This is a genomic window from Liberiplasma polymorphum (assembly GCF_043951795.1).
GTDB classification, from domain to species: Bacteria; Bacillota_I; Bacilli_A; order Izemoplasmatales; family Izemoplasmataceae; genus Liberiplasma; species Liberiplasma polymorphum.
Map to the genome: position 1 here is coordinate 55,936 of NZ_JBIOAG010000002.1, position 17,034 is coordinate 72,969.

20 protein-coding genes, 3 tRNA genes, 1 pseudogene and 1 other annotated feature are annotated in these 17,034 nt (G+C 32.8%); all 24 genes and pseudogenes read right to left on the bottom strand.

Annotation, left to right across the window (positions count from 1 at the left end; translation table 11 throughout):
• Positions 1-132: 132 nt before the first annotated feature.
• Positions 133-218 (bottom strand) — tRNA-Leu (locus ACHAJD_RS00835).
• A 1-nt stretch (position 219) separates the two neighbouring features.
• Positions 220-294: transfer RNA gene (locus ACHAJD_RS00840), tRNA-Val, on the bottom strand.
• A 78-nt stretch (positions 295-372) separates the two neighbouring features.
• Positions 373-1,023, bottom strand: coding sequence for a YczE/YyaS/YitT family protein (locus ACHAJD_RS00845; RefSeq protein WP_435583950.1), 651 nt, complete (start codon positions 1,021-1,023; stop codon positions 373-375).
• A 75-nt stretch (positions 1,024-1,098) separates the two neighbouring features.
• Positions 1,099-1,329 (bottom strand): thioredoxin family protein, encoded by a 231-nt coding sequence (locus ACHAJD_RS00850; protein ID WP_435583951.1) that lies wholly within the window; start codon positions 1,327-1,329, stop codon positions 1,099-1,101.
• A gap of 4 nt (positions 1,330-1,333) precedes the next feature.
• A complete protein-coding gene (locus tag ACHAJD_RS00855) occupies positions 1,334-2,371 on the bottom strand; it encodes a permease (RefSeq protein WP_435583952.1) in 1,038 nt (345 codons plus the stop codon).
• Positions 2,371-2,733 carry an ArsR/SmtB family transcription factor gene (locus tag ACHAJD_RS00860; RefSeq protein WP_435583953.1) on the bottom strand — a complete coding sequence of 121 codons (363 nt, stop codon included), beginning with the start codon at positions 2,731-2,733 and terminating at the stop codon, positions 2,371-2,373. Before ACHAJD_RS00860 ends, ACHAJD_RS00855 begins: the two co-directional genes overlap by 1 nt.
• Before the next feature lie 126 nt (positions 2,734-2,859).
• Positions 2,860-3,288, bottom strand: coding sequence for a YbaN family protein (locus ACHAJD_RS00865; RefSeq protein ID WP_435583954.1), 429 nt, complete (start codon positions 3,286-3,288; stop codon positions 2,860-2,862).
• Positions 3,288-4,748, bottom strand: coding sequence for a catalase (locus ACHAJD_RS00870; RefSeq protein WP_435583955.1), 1,461 nt, complete (start codon positions 4,746-4,748; stop codon positions 3,288-3,290). The genes ACHAJD_RS00865 and ACHAJD_RS00870 overlap by 1 nt, the downstream gene beginning before the upstream one ends.
• 153 nt (positions 4,749-4,901) lie before the next feature.
• Positions 4,902-5,462, bottom strand: coding sequence for a CDP-alcohol phosphatidyltransferase family protein (locus ACHAJD_RS00875; RefSeq protein WP_435583956.1), 561 nt, complete (start codon positions 5,460-5,462; stop codon positions 4,902-4,904).
• 240 nt (positions 5,463-5,702) lie between these two features.
• Positions 5,703-5,779: transfer RNA gene (locus ACHAJD_RS00880), tRNA-Arg, on the bottom strand.
• A gap of 72 nt (positions 5,780-5,851) precedes the next feature.
• Complete coding sequence (locus tag ACHAJD_RS00885; RefSeq protein WP_435583957.1) at positions 5,852-7,672, bottom strand: LTA synthase family protein; 1,821 nt, start codon at positions 7,670-7,672, stop codon at positions 5,852-5,854.
• Positions 7,673-7,756: 84 nt separating this feature from the next.
• The gene (locus ACHAJD_RS00890; RefSeq protein ID WP_435583958.1) at positions 7,757-8,248 is read right to left on the bottom strand and encodes a Fur family transcriptional regulator; all 492 of its coding nucleotides are present in this window, start codon (positions 8,246-8,248) and stop codon (positions 7,757-7,759) included.
• Positions 8,249-8,326: 78 nt separating this feature from the next.
• Positions 8,327-8,818 (bottom strand): pantetheine-phosphate adenylyltransferase, encoded by a 492-nt coding sequence (coaD, locus tag ACHAJD_RS00895; protein ID WP_435583959.1) that lies wholly within the window; start codon positions 8,816-8,818, stop codon positions 8,327-8,329.
• A complete protein-coding gene (gene rsmD, locus ACHAJD_RS00900) occupies positions 8,819-9,358 on the bottom strand; it encodes a 16S rRNA (guanine(966)-N(2))-methyltransferase RsmD (RefSeq protein ID WP_435583960.1) in 540 nt (179 codons plus the stop codon).
• A 41-nt stretch (positions 9,359-9,399) separates the two neighbouring features.
• Complete coding sequence (locus ACHAJD_RS00905) at positions 9,400-10,458, bottom strand: M42 family metallopeptidase (RefSeq protein ID WP_435583961.1); 1,059 nt, start codon at positions 10,456-10,458, stop codon at positions 9,400-9,402.
• A gap of 13 nt (positions 10,459-10,471) precedes the next feature.
• Complete coding sequence (locus tag ACHAJD_RS00910; RefSeq protein ID WP_435583962.1) at positions 10,472-10,999, bottom strand: hypothetical protein; 528 nt, start codon at positions 10,997-10,999, stop codon at positions 10,472-10,474.
• A gap of 29 nt (positions 11,000-11,028) precedes the next feature.
• Entirely contained in the window at positions 11,029-11,475 is a 447-nt protein-coding gene (locus ACHAJD_RS00915; protein WP_435583963.1) for a MarR family winged helix-turn-helix transcriptional regulator, read from the bottom strand.
• Positions 11,476-11,579: 104 nt separating this feature from the next.
• On the bottom strand, positions 11,580-12,230 hold the full coding sequence (locus ACHAJD_RS00920; RefSeq protein WP_435583964.1) for a hypothetical protein: 651 nt from the start codon (positions 12,228-12,230) through the stop codon (positions 11,580-11,582).
• Positions 12,231-12,718: 488 nt separating this feature from the next.
• Positions 12,719-12,817 carry a Rho termination factor N-terminal domain-containing protein gene (locus ACHAJD_RS00925; protein ID WP_435583987.1) on the bottom strand — a complete coding sequence of 33 codons (99 nt, stop codon included), beginning with the start codon at positions 12,815-12,817 and terminating at the stop codon, positions 12,719-12,721.
• 132 nt (positions 12,818-12,949) lie between these two features.
• Positions 12,950-13,303: pseudogene (gene rplT / locus ACHAJD_RS00930) on the bottom strand (50S ribosomal protein L20); the annotation flags it as partial.
• An 18-nt stretch (positions 13,304-13,321) separates the two neighbouring features.
• A complete protein-coding gene (gene rpmI, locus ACHAJD_RS00935) occupies positions 13,322-13,522 on the bottom strand; it encodes a 50S ribosomal protein L35 (protein ID WP_435583965.1) in 201 nt (66 codons plus the stop codon).
• 18 nt (positions 13,523-13,540) lie between these two features.
• Positions 13,541-14,077: a translation initiation factor IF-3 gene (gene infC / locus ACHAJD_RS00940; RefSeq protein ID WP_435583988.1), complete on the bottom strand. Its 537-nt coding sequence runs from the start codon at positions 14,075-14,077 to the stop codon at positions 13,541-13,543.
• Positions 14,078-14,107: 30 nt separating this feature from the next.
• Positions 14,108-14,233, bottom strand: a sequence feature (ribosomal protein L20 leader region).
• 48 nt (positions 14,234-14,281) lie between these two features.
• Positions 14,282-15,661 (bottom strand): bifunctional UDP-N-acetylglucosamine diphosphorylase/glucosamine-1-phosphate N-acetyltransferase GlmU, encoded by a 1,380-nt coding sequence (gene glmU, locus ACHAJD_RS00945; RefSeq protein WP_435583966.1) that lies wholly within the window; start codon positions 15,659-15,661, stop codon positions 14,282-14,284.
• Positions 15,661-16,974, bottom strand: a complete 1,314-nt coding sequence (locus ACHAJD_RS00950) for a phosphohexomutase domain-containing protein (RefSeq protein WP_435583967.1) — start codon at positions 16,972-16,974, stop codon at positions 15,661-15,663. Before ACHAJD_RS00950 ends, glmU begins: the two co-directional genes overlap by 1 nt.
• Positions 16,975-17,034 lie beyond the last annotated feature (60 nt).

A 17,034-nucleotide genomic window follows, 5' to 3' on the forward strand; every position in this document is an offset into this window, starting at 1 on the left:
AAAATACACCTTTAAATCTCTTGAAAATAAGCATTTATTTCTTAAAATAAAAAAGTTTATCTATCATTAAACCGCTCAACAAAGCCATATAATAGGCTTTAGGCGTGATAAATAAACTCGGTATGATTATGATGGTGCGAACGGGGGGACTTGAACCCCCACGAGCTGTGCTCACATGGCCCTCAACCATGCGCGTATACCAATTCCGCCACGTTCGCGTGGTGGAGACTGAGGGATTTGAACCCACGACCCCTTGCACGTCAAGCAAGTGCTCTCCCACTGAGCTAAGCCTCCTATGAGACGAGTAGAATTATATCACTTTAAAACCTTTAAAGTCAAGAAAAACTACCTGTTTTTAGACAAGAAATTGATTTAATTTAATGTATTAGGATCAGATTCGAAATGACTTCTTATTTTTGATAACCATTTTATTTGAAATGCAATAATTGGCCCAATTGTAATCGCTAATAATACACTGCCATAATTTACTTGGCCAAACCCAATTGATGCCATAAACCCAAATATAATCGCTAATGTAATGGCTAAACTTTCAATAATGATTCTTGTTACTAAAAAACTGTTAATTCTTAGTAATTTCATCAGAACAAACGTGAACTCTTCAAAAATCATCGCCGGATATCTCGTGACATAGACTAAAGCTAAACCAAATGTTAAAACAAAAACACCGATAATGAATAATAGGGTTCTATAAAAAATATTAATCACGATAAAATTATCAAAAACAATAAGATCCCAAAAATCAATACTTATCGCAACACTAAAAATTGGCACTAAAATAAAAAAATACTTTAACTTTTTATTATATATAATTACTACAGCTAAAATAGTCCCATTTATAAGTGCACTTGCAGTCCCTATAGTTATTCCTAGTAGATGACTAAGATTATAGGTTGTTGTATCCCAAGGGCCAGCACCGAAGTTGCTTTTGATGACTAAAATGACGCCTAACCCAATAATTAAAAATCCTAAAAAATATAATGTAATGTTTATTGCTTTACTCATAGTTAACCCTCATATCTTTGCTTAGTTTATTATAGCCTATTAATGCATAAAAAAATTGACAATTTGTCAATTTTTTTATTTTAACAGTTCTGCAATACGTTTAGGAGGTAATATTTTACCTACTAACTTAACTTCACCATCTACTACTAGTGCTGGGGTTGCTAAAACACCGTAATCTGCAATAGCATTAATGTCTGTTACTTTTTCAATTGTTGCATCAATCCCTAAAATCTCTAATGCTTCTTTGGTATGTTTTTCAAGTAACCCACATTTCTTACAGCCTTTGCCTAATACTTTAATTTCCATTATTTTAACCTCCTATAATCATTCCTGCGATTAGTCCGACCACCGCAGAAAGTGTAATAACTAATATAAAAAACGTCGATGCTTTTTTAAGTCCTAGTACTTTCGATATAACAATCATGTTTGGTAAACTAAGCGATGGTCCTGCAAGCAGCAAGGCTACTGCTGGACCCTTGTGCATACCAAGCGTATGGATAAACATATTGACAATTGGTACTTCAGTTAATGTCGCAAAATACATGAATGCCCCAAACGTTCCTGCAAGTAAATTTGCTTGATACGTATTATTGCCCACTAAACTTACAACGAAATCTTCATTTAATAAACTGCCAATAACCCCAGCTAGAAATATCCCAATGATAAATAATGGAATAATTTTTTTAGCGAGTAAAAAGGTTTCTTTTCCCCAATTAAGTAGTTCATCTTTTTCAAAGAATAAAACCATTTGAATAATAAGTAAGCCCACAACGATTAAGGTCGGAATCCAGTGAATATACCAAAATATTAAGACAAGTAATAATGTAATGAAAAAGACGCTGTTTTGAATAAAGCTTCTAGATGAAGCATCTTTTTGATCAAACACTTTTTCATCCGCTGAAACAACTTCACTTTTTCTATATAAAACAAACATGATCAACCCGATAATAATTGATAAAATAATGGCTCCAATAATACGGCTTAATCCAATATCAAACCCAATTAATGTAAATGTCATCGTAATGGCTAATATATTAATGGCAGGGCCTGAAAATAAAAATGTAATGGCCGGCCCAAGTCCAGCCCCCTTTTTACGGATACTTGCAAACATTGGTAAGACAGAACATGAACACACTGTTAATATTGCGCCCGAGACTGCAGCGATAACATAAGCCATCCCTTTATGGGTTTTTGGTCCAAAATACTTAATGATTGCTCCTTGAGACATAAAAGCAACAATCGCGCCTGATAAACTAAAAGCAATGGTTAAAGAAATGAGGCGTTTAAGTATAAAATAATCTTTTAAAGCTATTAACCCATCTAATATTATATCCAGTATTATTTGCATCAATTATCACTTCCTTCATCTTTAAGGGTACAAGAAAATGGTCTTTGATTAATCAAATCAATACGTTTTCGATCTTCGTTTAAAACAGGATAGCTTAACAAATCCATTTCTAATAGGTTGATAATTTTATGAAGTGTTGTGTCATTTAAAACATGTGAATAGTAAATAAATTGATCTTTTCTTTCACTTTGAACATAGCCTAAGTCTTTTAACTTAGACAAATGTTTTGAGATTTTAGGTTGGGATTCGTTTAACAGTTCTACCAACTCACACACACAAAACGATTTGGCTTTTAATGCAAGTAATATTCTTAATCTTGTTTCATCAGATAGTAATTTAAATAAGGCAGATAAATTTTCCATAAGACACCTCATATTCTTTTATGCGTATATGCTTATATAAACATTATAGCATTATAAAAAAGTTAGTAAACCTTTTTTATAATTAAACATCGATTGTTTAATTATTATTAGTTTACTAACTTTTACTTATAAAATCGAGTCTGAACTTTTAACAAATGGTGCGTGACGTTTTTTGATCATCACTTCTTTAGATAAGGTCTTTAACATTAACAAATGGGTTGTGACCCCTAATCCTATAATCCCTAAAAGCATCGTTAGATAAAGATTATACATCATATAACTTGATAGACTTAATGTGGTCCAAAGTAAGATTATTGCACCGATTTTAGTCTTAATATCAATGGCTTTATAGGTAATGTAACTGTAAATGTAAATGCCGAATACTTTATGATGAATTAACCACTGATAAAGTCGGTCTGAACTTTTAGCGTAAAAATAGCCTGTTAATAGTAAAAATGGTGTGGTTGGTAGTAAGGGTAAAATAATGCCTATGGTTCCTAAAGTTAAAAATAAACTTCCTAAAAAAATAAATAGGATACGTTTGGATTTAGACATTAATTAATATCACTTAAAGGAATTTTTAATGCTTTTGCAACCCCTTCACCATAAGCTTTATCTGCTAAAAGACAGTTTTTAATATGTCTAATTTTGATAGATTTAGGAATATCTCCCATGTTTCTAGCTGTATTTTCAAATAGACGTGTTTGTTCTTCTTTACTCATAATATTAAAGAGTTTACCAGGTTGCGTGTAATAATCATCATCGTCATCTCTAAAATCATAATTATAAGCATCCCCAGATAGCTTTAATGGGGGTTCTTTTAGGTGTGGTGAATCTTCCCATTCACCTTCACTATTTGGCCAATAGCCAATGGTTTTACCGGCGTTATCATCTACACGCATGGTGCCATCTCTATGGTATGAGTTTACAAGACATTTAGGTGCGTTTACTGGAATTTGATTGTGATTGACACCTAAACGATAGCGTTGAGCATCCCCATAAGAAAATAATCTACCTTGTAACATTTTATCTGGTGAAAAACCGATACCAGGAACAATGCTTGCTGGATTAAAGGCGGCTTGTTCAACGTCTTTGAAATAGTTATCTGGATTCTTGTTTAACTCGAAATAACCTACTTCTATAAGAGGATATTCGTCTTTATACCAAACTTTTGTTAAGTCGAATGGATTGTATGGCATGGCATTCGCTTGTGCTTCAGTCATGACTTGAATATACATAGTCCATCTAGGGTAATCTTTATGATCGATGGCTAACAATAAATCGTTTTGGTGGGATTCTCGGTCTTTTCCAATAAGCGTTTCTGCTTCTTGATCAGTATAGTTTTTAATCCCTTGTTGGGTTTTTAAGTGAAACTTAACCCAAACGCGTTCGTTTTTATCATTAATCATACTATAAGCATGACTTCCGTAACCATTCATATGACGATACGATTTTGAGATTCCTCTATCACTCATTGTAATGGTGACTTGATGTAACGCCTCAGGTAATAACGTCCAAAAATCCCAGTTATTTTTTGCACTTCTTAAGTTAGTATATGGGTCTCTTTTAACCGCTCGATTTAAATCTGGAAAACGGTGTGGGTCTCTAATAAAAAATACTGGAGTGTTATTGCCTACTAAATCCCAATTACCTTCCTCGGTATAAAATTTCATCGCGAACCCACGAATATCTCTTTCTGCATCTGCAGCGCCTCTTTCACCTGCAACAGTTGAAAAACGGACAAACATTTCTGTTTTTTTCCCAATTTCCGAGAAAATTTTCGCTTTAGTATATTTAGTAATGTCATGAGTTACTGTAAAGTGTCCAAATGCGCCAGACCCTTTTGCATGCATACGGCGTTCAGGGATAACTTCTCTATCAAAATGCGCAAGTTTTTCTAAATACCAGACATCTTGTAATAACATGGGTCCTCTTGGCCCTGCAGTCATAGCGTTTTGGTTGTCATAAACCGGTGCACCAACCCCACTGGTTAACTTCTTCTTATCCTTTGACACAGTCATTCCTCCTAATTTAAAATATAAAAAACAGTTAAGTGCTTTCAAGTCTAATGTTAAGCATTTAACTGTTCCTTGTTACTATTAGTTTACTTAATTATCACGTCAATGTAAATGAGGACTTGTTATAGGTATAAATATTTTAATTAAGTCTTATTTAGTTCTAAGTGAAAATACACTCATCGTATCCGGGTCTACTTCACCGTATTTTATGAAGATGATAATCTCTTCAATAAACCCAATAATGTAAACAACAAGGATAAATGCAATAAGATACGTCGTGTTTGTAAAATAAGAAAATATGATTAATAAATATACGAGTACAGCATTAAGTTTAAACAAGAATGTATGCATTAAAATAGGCTTTTTAAGTAAAATCCCAGATATTAAAAATGATAAAGCTAAAAGACCAAAAAACACAAATAATAATTGATTATTTGGTTCTAAATAATGAGGATATAAACGATATAAAAACCAAGCACACGATAAATAGAAAAACAAATCTGCTAGTGAATCTAATGTTTTCCCTATTTCAGTTTTTTGATCAAATTTTCTAGCAATGTACCCATCAAAGAAATCGGTAGAACCTATAATGATAAAACTGATTAGAAATGCTAAATCCTGCCCTGTTATAACAAACATAAAAAGCATCGGTAATAAAATTAATCGTGATAAAGATAAAACATTAGGAACTGTAAGATATTCACGTTTCATAGGACACCTCATATATAGTTTCTATTTATATTATATTTTAATCTTAAACAATACGCTATGTTTTTTTAACTATATAACTCATCCCTTTAACTATAGTATTCATCAACTTAATGATAGAAACACTTATAGTTTCTAATAATACATCATTTGCTTAATCAAGATTAATTAAAGAAAAGCGTACAGCAATCCCTATATTTCAAATAATAAAAAAGCCCTAATTTAGGGCTAATAAGTTCATAATGGCGTTCCGGGAGGGATTCGAACCCCCGACCGACGGCTTAGAAGGCCGTTGCTCTATCCGACTGAGCTACCGAAACTTAACGCGATATTTATTATATAATACCGCAGTTAAAATGTAAAGGCAAAAAGCGATAAATTTTCTAGGTTTATTATTCGCTTAGATGGCTAAAATAATCAATATTTAAGAGTTTCTTCTGTAATTCGAAAATTGTAATATATTTAACCAATGCATCTTGTAAGGCTTCTTCTTTAGAAGGATCTCCAGTATAAGGTTTATTTAAGTAGTATCTATTGTCTTTATCTACTATAGAAAGGTCTTGTAATAAAGCGAAACCCTCCGTTTCACTGGTTAGATCTTTACCAAAAAAGTATTTAAATTCTGCATTCGGATTAATCAAATTTAAAATGGTCGGTGTAATATCTATGGTTGCACCAACGGTGCTAAAGACCGTTGGTTGCATTTGACTATTATACATGATAAGTGACTGATGGTATAGTTCTGCACTATCATAAGTAACACCTAAAAATTCTGAGAATGTATCTGGATTTAGCATATAAGGATAATGATCAGTATAGATAACAAATAATGTTTCATCATAAACATTTGCATTTATTAGTGCTTCTACTAACATCGTTAAGAACAAATCAAACTCTGCTAATTTTTGTAAGTACACACGAATTTCAGAATCAAGGTCTTCACCATATGCCTCGGTGACTAAGTAATCATGATGAACAAAGTCTTTGTGATTATAAGCCCCGTGTAATGAATACGTTAAAAACTGAATAAAAAAGCGTTCATTTAAATCCACATACTCATCCACAAACAACATTAAATTAGTATCTAAGCGGTCAGTAAACGTTGTATGCCCAATCTCAATTAAATCTTCTTGAAATTTAACAGTTTGAAATCCTAACTGGGGAATGATATTTTCACGGTTATAAAACCAATTATGACCAGAATGAAAGTAATAGGTTTGATACCCTATATCATTTAACTGATTAGGCAAAGCATAAGGAAAACTATTTTCATCATAGGCATCACATATATTATTACTAAAATCATTTGAATTAATCGCCATTAAACCGGTTGTAGCCATAAATTCGCTATTACAAGTAGCCCCTTGTTGAAAAACAGGAACATAAACTTGATCAAAATGATACCCTTCATGCATCATTTTGTATAGCGTTGGAGAAATCGTTGGATGAATAAATCTTGTATCTAAAGATTCAACGGTTATTTTTACAAGATTATAATCTTCAAACAACCCACTATAATCGTTTTGTGTATGTGGTTCTTGCTGGTTAAAGAACTCTGTGATTTCATTTAAAAAGCTTTCTTCGTCAATGGTTGGAATTGGTCTAAACAAATCCACTAAATGATAATAATAATAACCATATTTTTCAGTAAATGTAACTCTATCATGCATAGCTTGATATAAGTACGCATCACTTTGGTAGTATTCTAATGTGGCTTCTTCTTTTGGATGATAAAAACTAAATAAGATAACTACTTGTAATAGGGTAATAAAAACAAGTCCAAAGTAGTCAGATTTAAAAAAGTAATCAGCACGTTTTTGATTAGCAATTAAGACAATAACAGCGATATTAACTAAAAATAATAACCAAAAATATATAGGAATCTGTAAATCATATTCTTGTGTAAGCCCAGCAGACATTACTGATAACCCTTGCAAACTACTTCTAGAAACTAAAGTATAAAAATAAGTGTAATAGATACTATTTGCAACCGTTAAGGTTGTCCAAAATAATAAAAACACCCCGTAAAATATTTTCTGAGAACGCGCACTTCTAAATATTTTCATCATGATAAACATGAAAAAACATAAAATAATGCCATCAAAAAATAATCCAACATTAAATAGTTTTATTGGAATTGTAAAAGCCAGTATTATCCTTAAAAAAAACAGGTAAATAAATGCAATAACCATCATACTTAAAGAGCGTTTCATAATATCACCTAGTCTTATTATATAAGATTTTTATACTTTTAAACTATAAAGTATAAAAATTAAAGTTGAAATAAAAAAACAACTTTAGTTTAAGTTGTTTTTTCGATGGAGTTGTTGGATAAAACATGCTTGATCGGTCTTGCAATGCTCGGTATCATAGTGCTTGCAAACCCCTTCTACAACAATTTGTAGCTTTTTGATTTCAAAGTTTTTAAAGATTTCTTGATTTTTAATATCTTCAAAAATTTTACTATCATTGATTTCAATAATATTATTATTCACTTTACACGTTACGTGAATGTGAGAATCCGCCGTATGAGAACGTTCATCAATGGTTAAATCATAGTGCTTTTTACCATTAATAAAAATTTGCGTGATAATTTTATGTTCAATTAAAAAATCGATATTATTGTAAACGGTACCTAAATTGTGATATCCACGACGTTTTAATTCGGCATGAATCTCTTGTATGGTAAGATGCTTACCATCTAAAATATCGATGATTGCTTTTCTTTGTTTTGTAATACGTACATTTTGCTTTCTTAGCTCATTAAATACTTTTTCTTTAGAATCCATTGACATCACCTAAAACTATATTAACATTTTTATAAATAAAAAAATAGTAAAATACTTAATGAAAAAAGACGCCTTTACTTAAGTGGCGTCTTGAAGATGTTTTTCCTTAATTTTTTCCATGACATAAGGGGGAACAAACGTTGATAAATCACCGTTAAAATGTGCAATTTCTTTCACATTTGTGCTACTTAAGAATGAGTACTTATTGTCAGTCATAAAAAATATTGAATCAATGGACTTATCTAAAACGCGGTTAGCATGAGTCATTTGGAACTCATACTCAAAGTCTGTAAGTGCGCGTAAACCACGAATGATGTGTGTAGCACCTAATTTCTTTGCGTGGTGCACTGTTAAGGCTTCACTTGAGTCTATCTCAATACGGTCTAAATAGTCCTTTAGAACTTCTTTAACCATATCTATACGTTCTTCTCCTGAAAACATGGTTTTCTTTCTTGGGTTAACACTAATTAAAATTACTAATTTATCAAATACATTTAATGCTCGTTTAACAATATCAATATGTCCATAGGTAATTGGATCAAAACTACCTGGATATACGCCAATTTTCATCTAATCGCTCCATTCGTAAATAATCACTCTAGTAATCCCAATGTTGCGTTCTTTCTTAATAGAAAGTACTTCAGGTATACTAATAGGGTCATCTTTATGACTTAATGATACCACACAGCCATCTTGATGTAAAAGATTGTTTTTGACGATAAGCTTTAGTGCTCGGTCTATGTAATTTTCTCCATAAGGTGGGTCTAGTATGATTAAATCATAGACTTTTGTGTTTTGGCTTAAAAAAACATTAACATCTTGGTTAAAGCGATGATTACGATTTAACTCTAATGCTCTTAAGTTTTCTTTCAATATTCTAAAAGCCTCTCTTGATTGTTCAACAAAGTCAACGGTTTTTACGCCGCGACTAATGGCTTCAATCCCTAGGGCACCACTTCCAGCAAACAAGTCGCATCCGTGATCAAATCTAGATAATGGATACAACATATTGAACATAGATTCTTTAACACGATCTTTTGTACTTCTTGTTTGATTAGAATCTACTTCTAGTAATTTTCTACTTCTTAAATAGCCGCTAACAACTCTCATAAGTACCTCCATAAATAGAGTGGGCAAATGCCCACTCTATGTTATTCGTATGTAATTTCATGGACTGTTTCTTTATCTAATTTTTTAACTAAAATCGTGATTAATTTTACAAGGTTATCATAATCATCCTGATGGACAATTGAGGTGTGTGAATGTAGATATCTAACTGGTAAACAAAGTGCGATTGACGGGACACCACTACGTGTTAAATGAATTTTACCGCCGTCAGTTCCACCTCTTGTAAGATAGGTAAGCTGAATCGGAATGTCATTTTCTTCAGCTACTGAGATAACAAAATCACGTAACCCTTTATGTCCTACCATTGATGAATCAGAAATCATAAGGCCAACGCCTTTACCAAGTTCAGTATCTTTACTGCCTTTAGGAAAGTCGTAAGCAATGGTGGTATCTACAGCAATTCCAATATCTGGGTCCACTTTGTAAGCAGATGTGGTTGCCCCGCGTAATCCAACTTCTTCTTGGACAGTGCCCACACCATAATAAATATTAGGATGGTCTTCATTTTTTAATGCGTGTAAAACTTCAACTGCAGCTGCGCAACCAACACGGTTATCCCATGCTTTACCGAGTAAGTACTTTTCGTTATTTAAAGGGGTAGTTACAATAAACGGTGTCATCATATCACCTAAGCGTACACCTAAACTCTCAGCTTCTTCTTTATCTTTAACCCCTAAATCAACATACATATCTTCAATAGATACTGGTTTTTTACGTTCTTCTTCAGTTAGAATATGAGGTGCTTTTGCGCCAATAACACCACGAAGTCTTTTCCCTTCTTTAGTGGTGATTTCCATTTGTTGAGCAAGCATTACTTGACTCCACCAACCACCTGCAGGGATAAATTTAACATAGCCTTCATCGGTAATTTTAGTAACAATAAACCCTACTTCGTCCATGTGTCCTGCAACCATAATTTTAGGGCCATTTTTATCCCCTACTTTTTCAGCAATAATGCTTCCTAAGTTATCAAATGATAGCGTTGCATGACCTTTCATTTTTTCTTCCATATACTTTCTAACTTGTGTTTCTTGTCCTGGAATCCCGTTTAACATTGAAAGTTCTTTTAATATTGTACTCATGAAGTCCTCCTAGTTATTTTACTTTTTGTTTTATTTTTTTGTTTGAACCAAGTGCAATTAAGAAAACACCGTAAGCTAACATAAAGATAAATAATACCCATTCAAATAATTCTCCAAAACGAGGATTAGCAAATAAGATATAAGTACCTAATGTCATAACAGCTAAATAAATAACAAACACTTGAAATGTACTTTTTAAACTTAAAAGTTGAAGAATGAGTAAATAAGTTAGGCCTCTAATATAGAGTGTTAATCCGATAACAAATGCTAAGCCTAATTGTTCAAGAATGAGTAAAACAGATAAGGTGATAACAACAATCACTTCAACTGTAAGAATCATTAAAGCATTGTTATTTTTGTATAGTGTTTTGTCCTTTAAATAACGTGTTACTGAATATAAAATGATTATCGCCGCAACTACGATATTGACAAAGTCACTTAAAATTCCTAAAAAGAACATTGCTGCAATCGCAAAAGCAACTAGCAATATTCCTGCGATAATGTTAAATACATTATTTTTAAAGTAGTATAATTTAAACATTTTAACGCCTCCTATAATATCTTAACATATTAGTCGTTGCTTTTATTGGCTTCTTCTAATTTTTTAAGTTGATTACCAATAATGTGATTAAATACATCAAAGAAATAGCGAATCTCTTTTGGTTTTAATCCCTTTAATAAGTCTGACTCACAATTTGTTTCTATTAGATTTACTTGATCACATATTTCTATACTTTTTTCTTTTAAATGAATATGCATTAATCTTCTGTCTTCTTGATTTGGTATTCTTTCAATTAAGTTGTGCTTTTCTAACCTCGATAAAACACCAGATAAAGTCGCTTTATCAGTGTCTAGGTAAATAAGTATTTCTTTTGCGGTTAATCCATTGTGTTGTTTAATGATTTTTAATACTTGATACTGTGCATAAGTTAAATCGAATTGCTCGAGTATTTTAGTCATAAGTCTTTTATGCAGTATTGCGCCCTTGTTAATAATGTTACAAATCTCGCGTTCCATAAGCATCATCCTTTATAGGTTGTATACAAATTATTATAAACTTATTTATGAAATTGTCAAAAAAAAAGATGCTTAAAGCGTATTTAAGCATCTGAAATTTCATATTAACTAATAATTTGATCTTGTTCTCTAACAGGATCTTCTTTTCTTGGTACATCTCTATCTGGTATTTCAACTTCTTTACGTTTTTCTGTTTGAAGTTGTTTACGTCTACGGTATAAATTATAACCACCATAAGCGTCATAACTTAAATACGAACCTGAGACGATGCTTAAAAATAGCATAAGATAGACAATTTGTTCTGCATCCCAACCTTGTGTAATAATGATTGTCCCTACAATTAATGTTGCGATGTGGAAAAAGTAACTTGGGTGATCGCCTTTTTCATTCCCATCACTAATCCCGTAAAAATGAACCATACCGCGTCCAATTAGAACACCAGCAAATAGCCATCCAAAGATTGTTTCTAAGCTTTCTCCATAAACAATAGCATTACCAATAAAAACAACGGCAACAAGTAAATTTAAGACACTTTCTATAATGTTGATGGTTTTAATTAGGTCACTACGTTGTGTTTTAATTAATGGCACCAATCGCATCAACGCATAACCAGCAATTAATATTCCTATAAATGCCTCAACGATGTGTTCTAAATCCATGAAAAATAAAACCAATGCTAACCCTATTAAAAGTGCTGCACCAACGAATTTAAACACCCAACTGAAAACAGCAAAACTTGTTTTAAAACTCGACATATAATAACCCCCTTATGGTATATAGTTTAATCATATGCTTAATTACGTAAAAACGCAAATAAAAAAACCTAAAACAATGGAAATCACTCAATTGCAGAACCGCGTTCTACTATGGGGGTCACCTCTTATTTAACCTTTAGGATTCCTATAAAATTCATAGGCGTTCACACCAGTTAAATCTTGGTGCCTAATGTGATGATTTGGGGTCGCACATGAGTGATTTCCAATATTCTAGGTTACTTTAATTATATTGTGAAAAAGATTTATTGTCAATTTTACTGCAAAGCATTAAAACGATGTATTAAGTGGCTTTGTTAGTGCAATAATTTAATAAATATTTAAATGATCATTTAAAAAACCGCTGAAAATAGCGGTTAAATAATTTTTGTAAATTAATCAAACTCTATTGATAATGGCTTTTATAGCGCTTAAATACTTGACTTTAAAGTACTTTAGGTAAAGAATAATAAAAAAAGCAGTTAGACTGCTTATTTTAATAATAATTCAACAAGTTCAGCTTTTTTAAGTGCAGAATACCCAGTGATGTCACGATCTTTACATAACTCTTTTAAGTCTGCAACGGTCATATCTTCTAGTTGTTCTTGTGTAAACTCTGCTTGTTTAGCTGGTGCTTCTTTTTTAGGTGCTGTCTCTTTTTTAGGTGCAGCCTCTTTTTTAACTGGTGCTGTTTCTGGTTTAGCATTTGGTGTAACTTTTCCTGCTAATCCTTGCTTAGCGATTTCAGTAATTTGTGTAAATCCTTGTGCATCATTTACTGCGATATCTGCTAACATCTTACGGTTGATTTCAACACCCGCTTTTGTTAATCCGTCAATTAAACGAGAATAACTCATTCCATTTAAACGTGCAGCTGCATTGATACGAGCAATCCATAATTTACGGAATTCTCTTTTACGTTGTTTACGATCACGGTATGCATAAGCAAGTGATTTCATCACCTGTTCGTGAGCTGTTTTATAAAGTAATGATTTGGACCCATAATAGCCTTTGGCTAATTTTAATATTTTTCTACGTCGTTTACGTGCGACGTTGCCACCTTTAACTCTTGGCATAGTTAATACCTCCTTTAATTATTTAACGTTTGAAATTTGATGTTTAATGCGTTTAACGTCACTCTTAGACACGAAGCTTGCGCTACGGTTATTTCTAATGGTGTTATTGTTTTTATTTCCTTTTAAATGTGAACGGCTAGCGTGAGAAACTTTTAACTTTCCTGATGCGGTTCTTTTCACACGTTTCGCAGTACCCGAATGGGTTTTCATTTTAGGCATGAAAAAATCCTCCTTTGATTATTTATCTTTTTTTGGTGTTAAGGCCATAATCATCGTACGACCATCTTGTTTTGGGTGCGATTCGATATCTGCAAGGTCAGCACAACGCTTTGCAAAATCTAACATGACTTCTCTACCTTGATTGGTATAAGCCATTTCACGCCCCCTAAAGCGGATAGAAATCTTTAATTTATCGCCTTTTTCTAAGAATTTACGACCGTTTCTTAACTTGGTTTCAAAGTCATGGGTGTCAATTTTTGGAGATAGTCTTAATTCTTTTACTGAGACAATGTGTTGTTTTTTCTTCGCCTCTCGCGCTTTTTTCTGTTGGTCGTATTTGAATTTGTTATAATCCATAAACTTAGCTACCGGTGGATTTGCATTAGGGGCTACTATGACAAGATCTAAACGTTTTTCTTCTGCTAAATCTAACGCTTTATTTCTTGCTAATACACCTAGTTGTTCACCAGTTTCACTAATAACCATCAATTCTCGCGCACGGATGTCGTCATTGACTAATCCATCGTTGCGTTTCTTTTCAACGGGTTTGTTAATAAATGTCACCTCCTATAGATTTTGGGGGAAACAAGAAAAAAAGTGTAGGCACATTACGTACCCACACTTAAAATAATCATAATTAAAATTATTCTTGTAGCGTCGAACCTATTGACTATTATCAATCAGGTGAGAGTGGGTACTCTTCTTTCCACCATATTTTATTAACTCAATATATTATATCATGTAAGATTTCTTTGTCAACTATTTCTCATCGTTTTTCGGACGGACTAAATGTTTTGCATAATCAGCCTTATTTATTTGATGATTTCTAGCAATGGCTAAAGCTCCTTTTGGTACATCTTTAGTCACGGTGCTTCCTGCGGCAATGAAAACTTGATCTTCTATTTTGATTGGAGCAATTAAGTTGGTATTACATCCGATGAACACATCATCACCAATGATGGTTTGATGTTTTTTAACGCCGTCATAATTTACGGTAATACTTCCACAACCGAAGTTAACATTTTTACCAGTTGTTGTATCCCCAATATAAGCTAAATGAGCAGCTTTAGTATTGGCTCCAGTGGTTGACTTTTTAATTTCAACGAAATTTCCAATACGGTTATCTCTACCAATAACTGCGTTGTTTCTTAAGTGAGCAAATGGTCCAATAGTTGAACGTTCATAAATAGTACTATCATAGACTAAACTATGTTTGATGGTTACATCTTCATAAACTACTGCATTATGAATTTCAGTATTTGGCCCTATTTGTGAGCCTGTTCTAATAATAGAGTTCCCTGTAATGGTTGTATTTGGACTGATTGTAACATTTTCTTCAATCGATACATTGTGTCCAATCGTAACAGTATCTGGGTTGATAATCGATACGCCATTTAACATATGAAACTTATTAATTTCATCGCGTAAATATTTTTCCGCAACACTAATTGCGTATAAATCATTTACCCCCATTACTCTATAGTTATCACGCATGACAAACGTTCCAACTTTATAATGTTCTTTCATTAAAGAAACAATATCCGTTAAATAATACTCACCTTTACGAGGGTTTTTCTCGATTTTAGGTAATATTTCATATAAATACTTATTGTTAACGGCATAAATACCTGTATTTACTTCTTTAATTTGCTTTTGTTCATAAGTGCAATCATTATGTTCAATAATGGAAGCAATATGACCATACTCATCACGAATAATTCTTCCGTAGCCTTTTGGGTTTTCAAAATTGGTTGTTACGACGGTTAAATCATTTTCACTCATTTCATGCGTTGTAATGATTTTGTCGATAACTTTATCATTAATAAGCGGCATATCCCCTAATAATATTAGGGTGGTTCCCACTTTATTTTCTAAAATTGAACGCGCTGAAAGTGCAGCATGTCCTGTCCCTAGTTGTTCCAATTGATAAGCGAATCTAACACGTGCATCAAGCATATCTTCAAAAACTTCTTTTTTATGCCCAACAACCAATACGGTTTCTTCGATTTGGCTGCGCTCAATGTTTTCAACAATATACTCTATCATTGGTTTTTTTAGAATTGGAAATGCACACTTAGGTAGTTCTGTTTTCATGCGAGTCCCTTTACCCGCAGCTAATACTAATGCAAATGTCTTCATTAAATTTTGTCCCTCCCGCTTTGTTTTATTACATCAACTATTGAAGCCATTACATGATCAAGTGTTGCCTCATCTTGATGTGAAATGGTTACGCGTATAAGTGGCTCTGTTCCACTTGCACGCACAAGCAATAAACTATCTTCCCCAAGGTGTTTTTTCGCTTCTTTTATAATTGATTTAACACTTTCTTCTTCTAATGTACTTTTGGAAATATGTTTAATGTTTACCATTTTTTGTGGATACAATTGAACTTCTTTTGTGTGGCATTTAAGCGATGTTTTTAACGTTTGCAAAATATTTAATAATGTAACGGCTACTAATAACCCATCTCCTGTGTGTAATAGATGGTTTAATATAATATGACCACTATTTTCACCACCGATGGTGTAGTTGTTTTTTAATATTTCATGGGTCACGTATTTATCACCCACATCGGTTAGTACCGTTTTAATTCCTAAATCTTTGAATGCTTTAATAATACCAGGGTTACTCATTTTAGTTAATACAACCGTGTTTTTATTTAGTGCATCTATAGATTTTAAGTGTTTAGCAATGGCGTAAATTATTAAATCTCCATCGTAAATTTTTAAGTTATGGTCAATCACTAAACAGCGATCACCATCCCCATCAAAACTAAAGCCGATATCTAATTTTTTATCTTTAACAAGTGCTTTTATAGCGTCTAAATAAGTAGAACCACACTCAACGTTGATATTTTTACCATCAGGTAAGGCGTTAATTTGATAACTTTCATCACATAAAGGTTCTAAAAGCATTTTAGCCATTTGATAGTTAGCGCCATTTGCACTATCATAGCCTACACTGATGTTTACTTTTTCATTAAGCAATGTTTTATATAACTCTTTATAGGTTTCTAAAATATCATTTGATTCATTTAAAGTCCCAAATGAAGTAGGGGTTTTTGTGATAGGATTTTCAAGAAAAGCTTCGATCTTATCTTCGTCTTTTTCTAACATTTTATAGCCTTTGTTAAAGATTTTTATGCCGTTATCTTTAAAAGGATTGTGTGAAGCGGTAATCATAACGCCACACATAGCGTTTACCTTGCTATAATAGGCAATCATTGGCGTTGAAACAACCCCAGCCATGATTACATCAACCCCAGCTGATAATGCACCAGCAGCAAGACTATAAGCTAGCATATCACTTGATTCCCTTGTGTCTTTCCCTATTACTACAGTGTTCGTTTTTAATACATATTTTAAGCTCAGCCCAACATTAAACGCAAGGTGTGCGTTTAAAAAGTCACCGGCAACACCTCTTATGCCATCGGTGCCAAAATACTTCCCCATATTGCGGTCCTCCTTCAAATCGTGTCAATTAAGTTTATCATAAAATACTTTTTTTTAAAA

Coding starts and splice junctions, on each gene's coding strand:
- ACHAJD_RS00910 (WP_435583962.1), bottom strand. CDS start 10,999: ATGTTTAAATTATACTACTTTAAAAATAATGTATTTAACATTATCGCA.
- coaD (WP_435583959.1), bottom strand. CDS start 8,818: ATGAAAATTGGCGTATATCCAGGTAGTTTTGATCCAATTACCTATGGA.
- ACHAJD_RS00925 (WP_435583987.1), bottom strand. CDS start 12,817: ATGACCGTTGCAGACTTAAAAGAGTTATGTAAAGATCGTGACATCACT.
- ACHAJD_RS00905 (WP_435583961.1), bottom strand. CDS start 10,458: ATGAGTACAATATTAAAAGAACTTTCAATGTTAAACGGGATTCCAGGA.
- ACHAJD_RS00915 (WP_435583963.1), bottom strand. CDS start 11,475: ATGGAACGCGAGATTTGTAACATTATTAACAAGGGCGCAATACTGCAT.
- rpmI (WP_435583965.1), bottom strand. CDS start 13,522: ATGCCTAAAATGAAAACCCATTCGGGTACTGCGAAACGTGTGAAAAGA.
- ACHAJD_RS00850 (WP_435583951.1), bottom strand. CDS start 1,329: ATGGAAATTAAAGTATTAGGCAAAGGCTGTAAGAAATGTGGGTTACTT.
- ACHAJD_RS00865 (WP_435583954.1), bottom strand. CDS start 3,288: ATGTCTAAATCCAAACGTATCCTATTTATTTTTTTAGGAAGTTTATTT.
- ACHAJD_RS00855 (WP_435583952.1), bottom strand. CDS start 2,371: ATGCAAATAATACTGGATATAATATTAGATGGGTTAATAGCTTTAAAA.
- ACHAJD_RS00950 (WP_435583967.1), bottom strand. CDS start 16,974: ATGGGGAAGTATTTTGGCACCGATGGCATAAGAGGTGTTGCCGGTGAC.
- glmU (WP_435583966.1), bottom strand. CDS start 15,661: ATGAAGACATTTGCATTAGTATTAGCTGCGGGTAAAGGGACTCGCATG.
- ACHAJD_RS00885 (WP_435583957.1), bottom strand. CDS start 7,672: ATGAAACGCTCTTTAAGTATGATGGTTATTGCATTTATTTACCTGTTT.
- ACHAJD_RS00890 (WP_435583958.1), bottom strand. CDS start 8,248: ATGGATTCTAAAGAAAAAGTATTTAATGAGCTAAGAAAGCAAAATGTA.
- ACHAJD_RS00875 (WP_435583956.1), bottom strand. CDS start 5,462: ATGAAACGTGAATATCTTACAGTTCCTAATGTTTTATCTTTATCACGA.
- ACHAJD_RS00920 (WP_435583964.1), bottom strand. CDS start 12,230: ATGTCGAGTTTTAAAACAAGTTTTGCTGTTTTCAGTTGGGTGTTTAAA.
- rsmD (WP_435583960.1), bottom strand. CDS start 9,358: ATGAGAGTTGTTAGCGGCTATTTAAGAAGTAGAAAATTACTAGAAGTA.
- ACHAJD_RS00845 (WP_435583950.1), bottom strand. CDS start 1,023: ATGAGTAAAGCAATAAACATTACATTATATTTTTTAGGATTTTTAATT.
- ACHAJD_RS00860 (WP_435583953.1), bottom strand. CDS start 2,733: ATGGAAAATTTATCTGCCTTATTTAAATTACTATCTGATGAAACAAGA.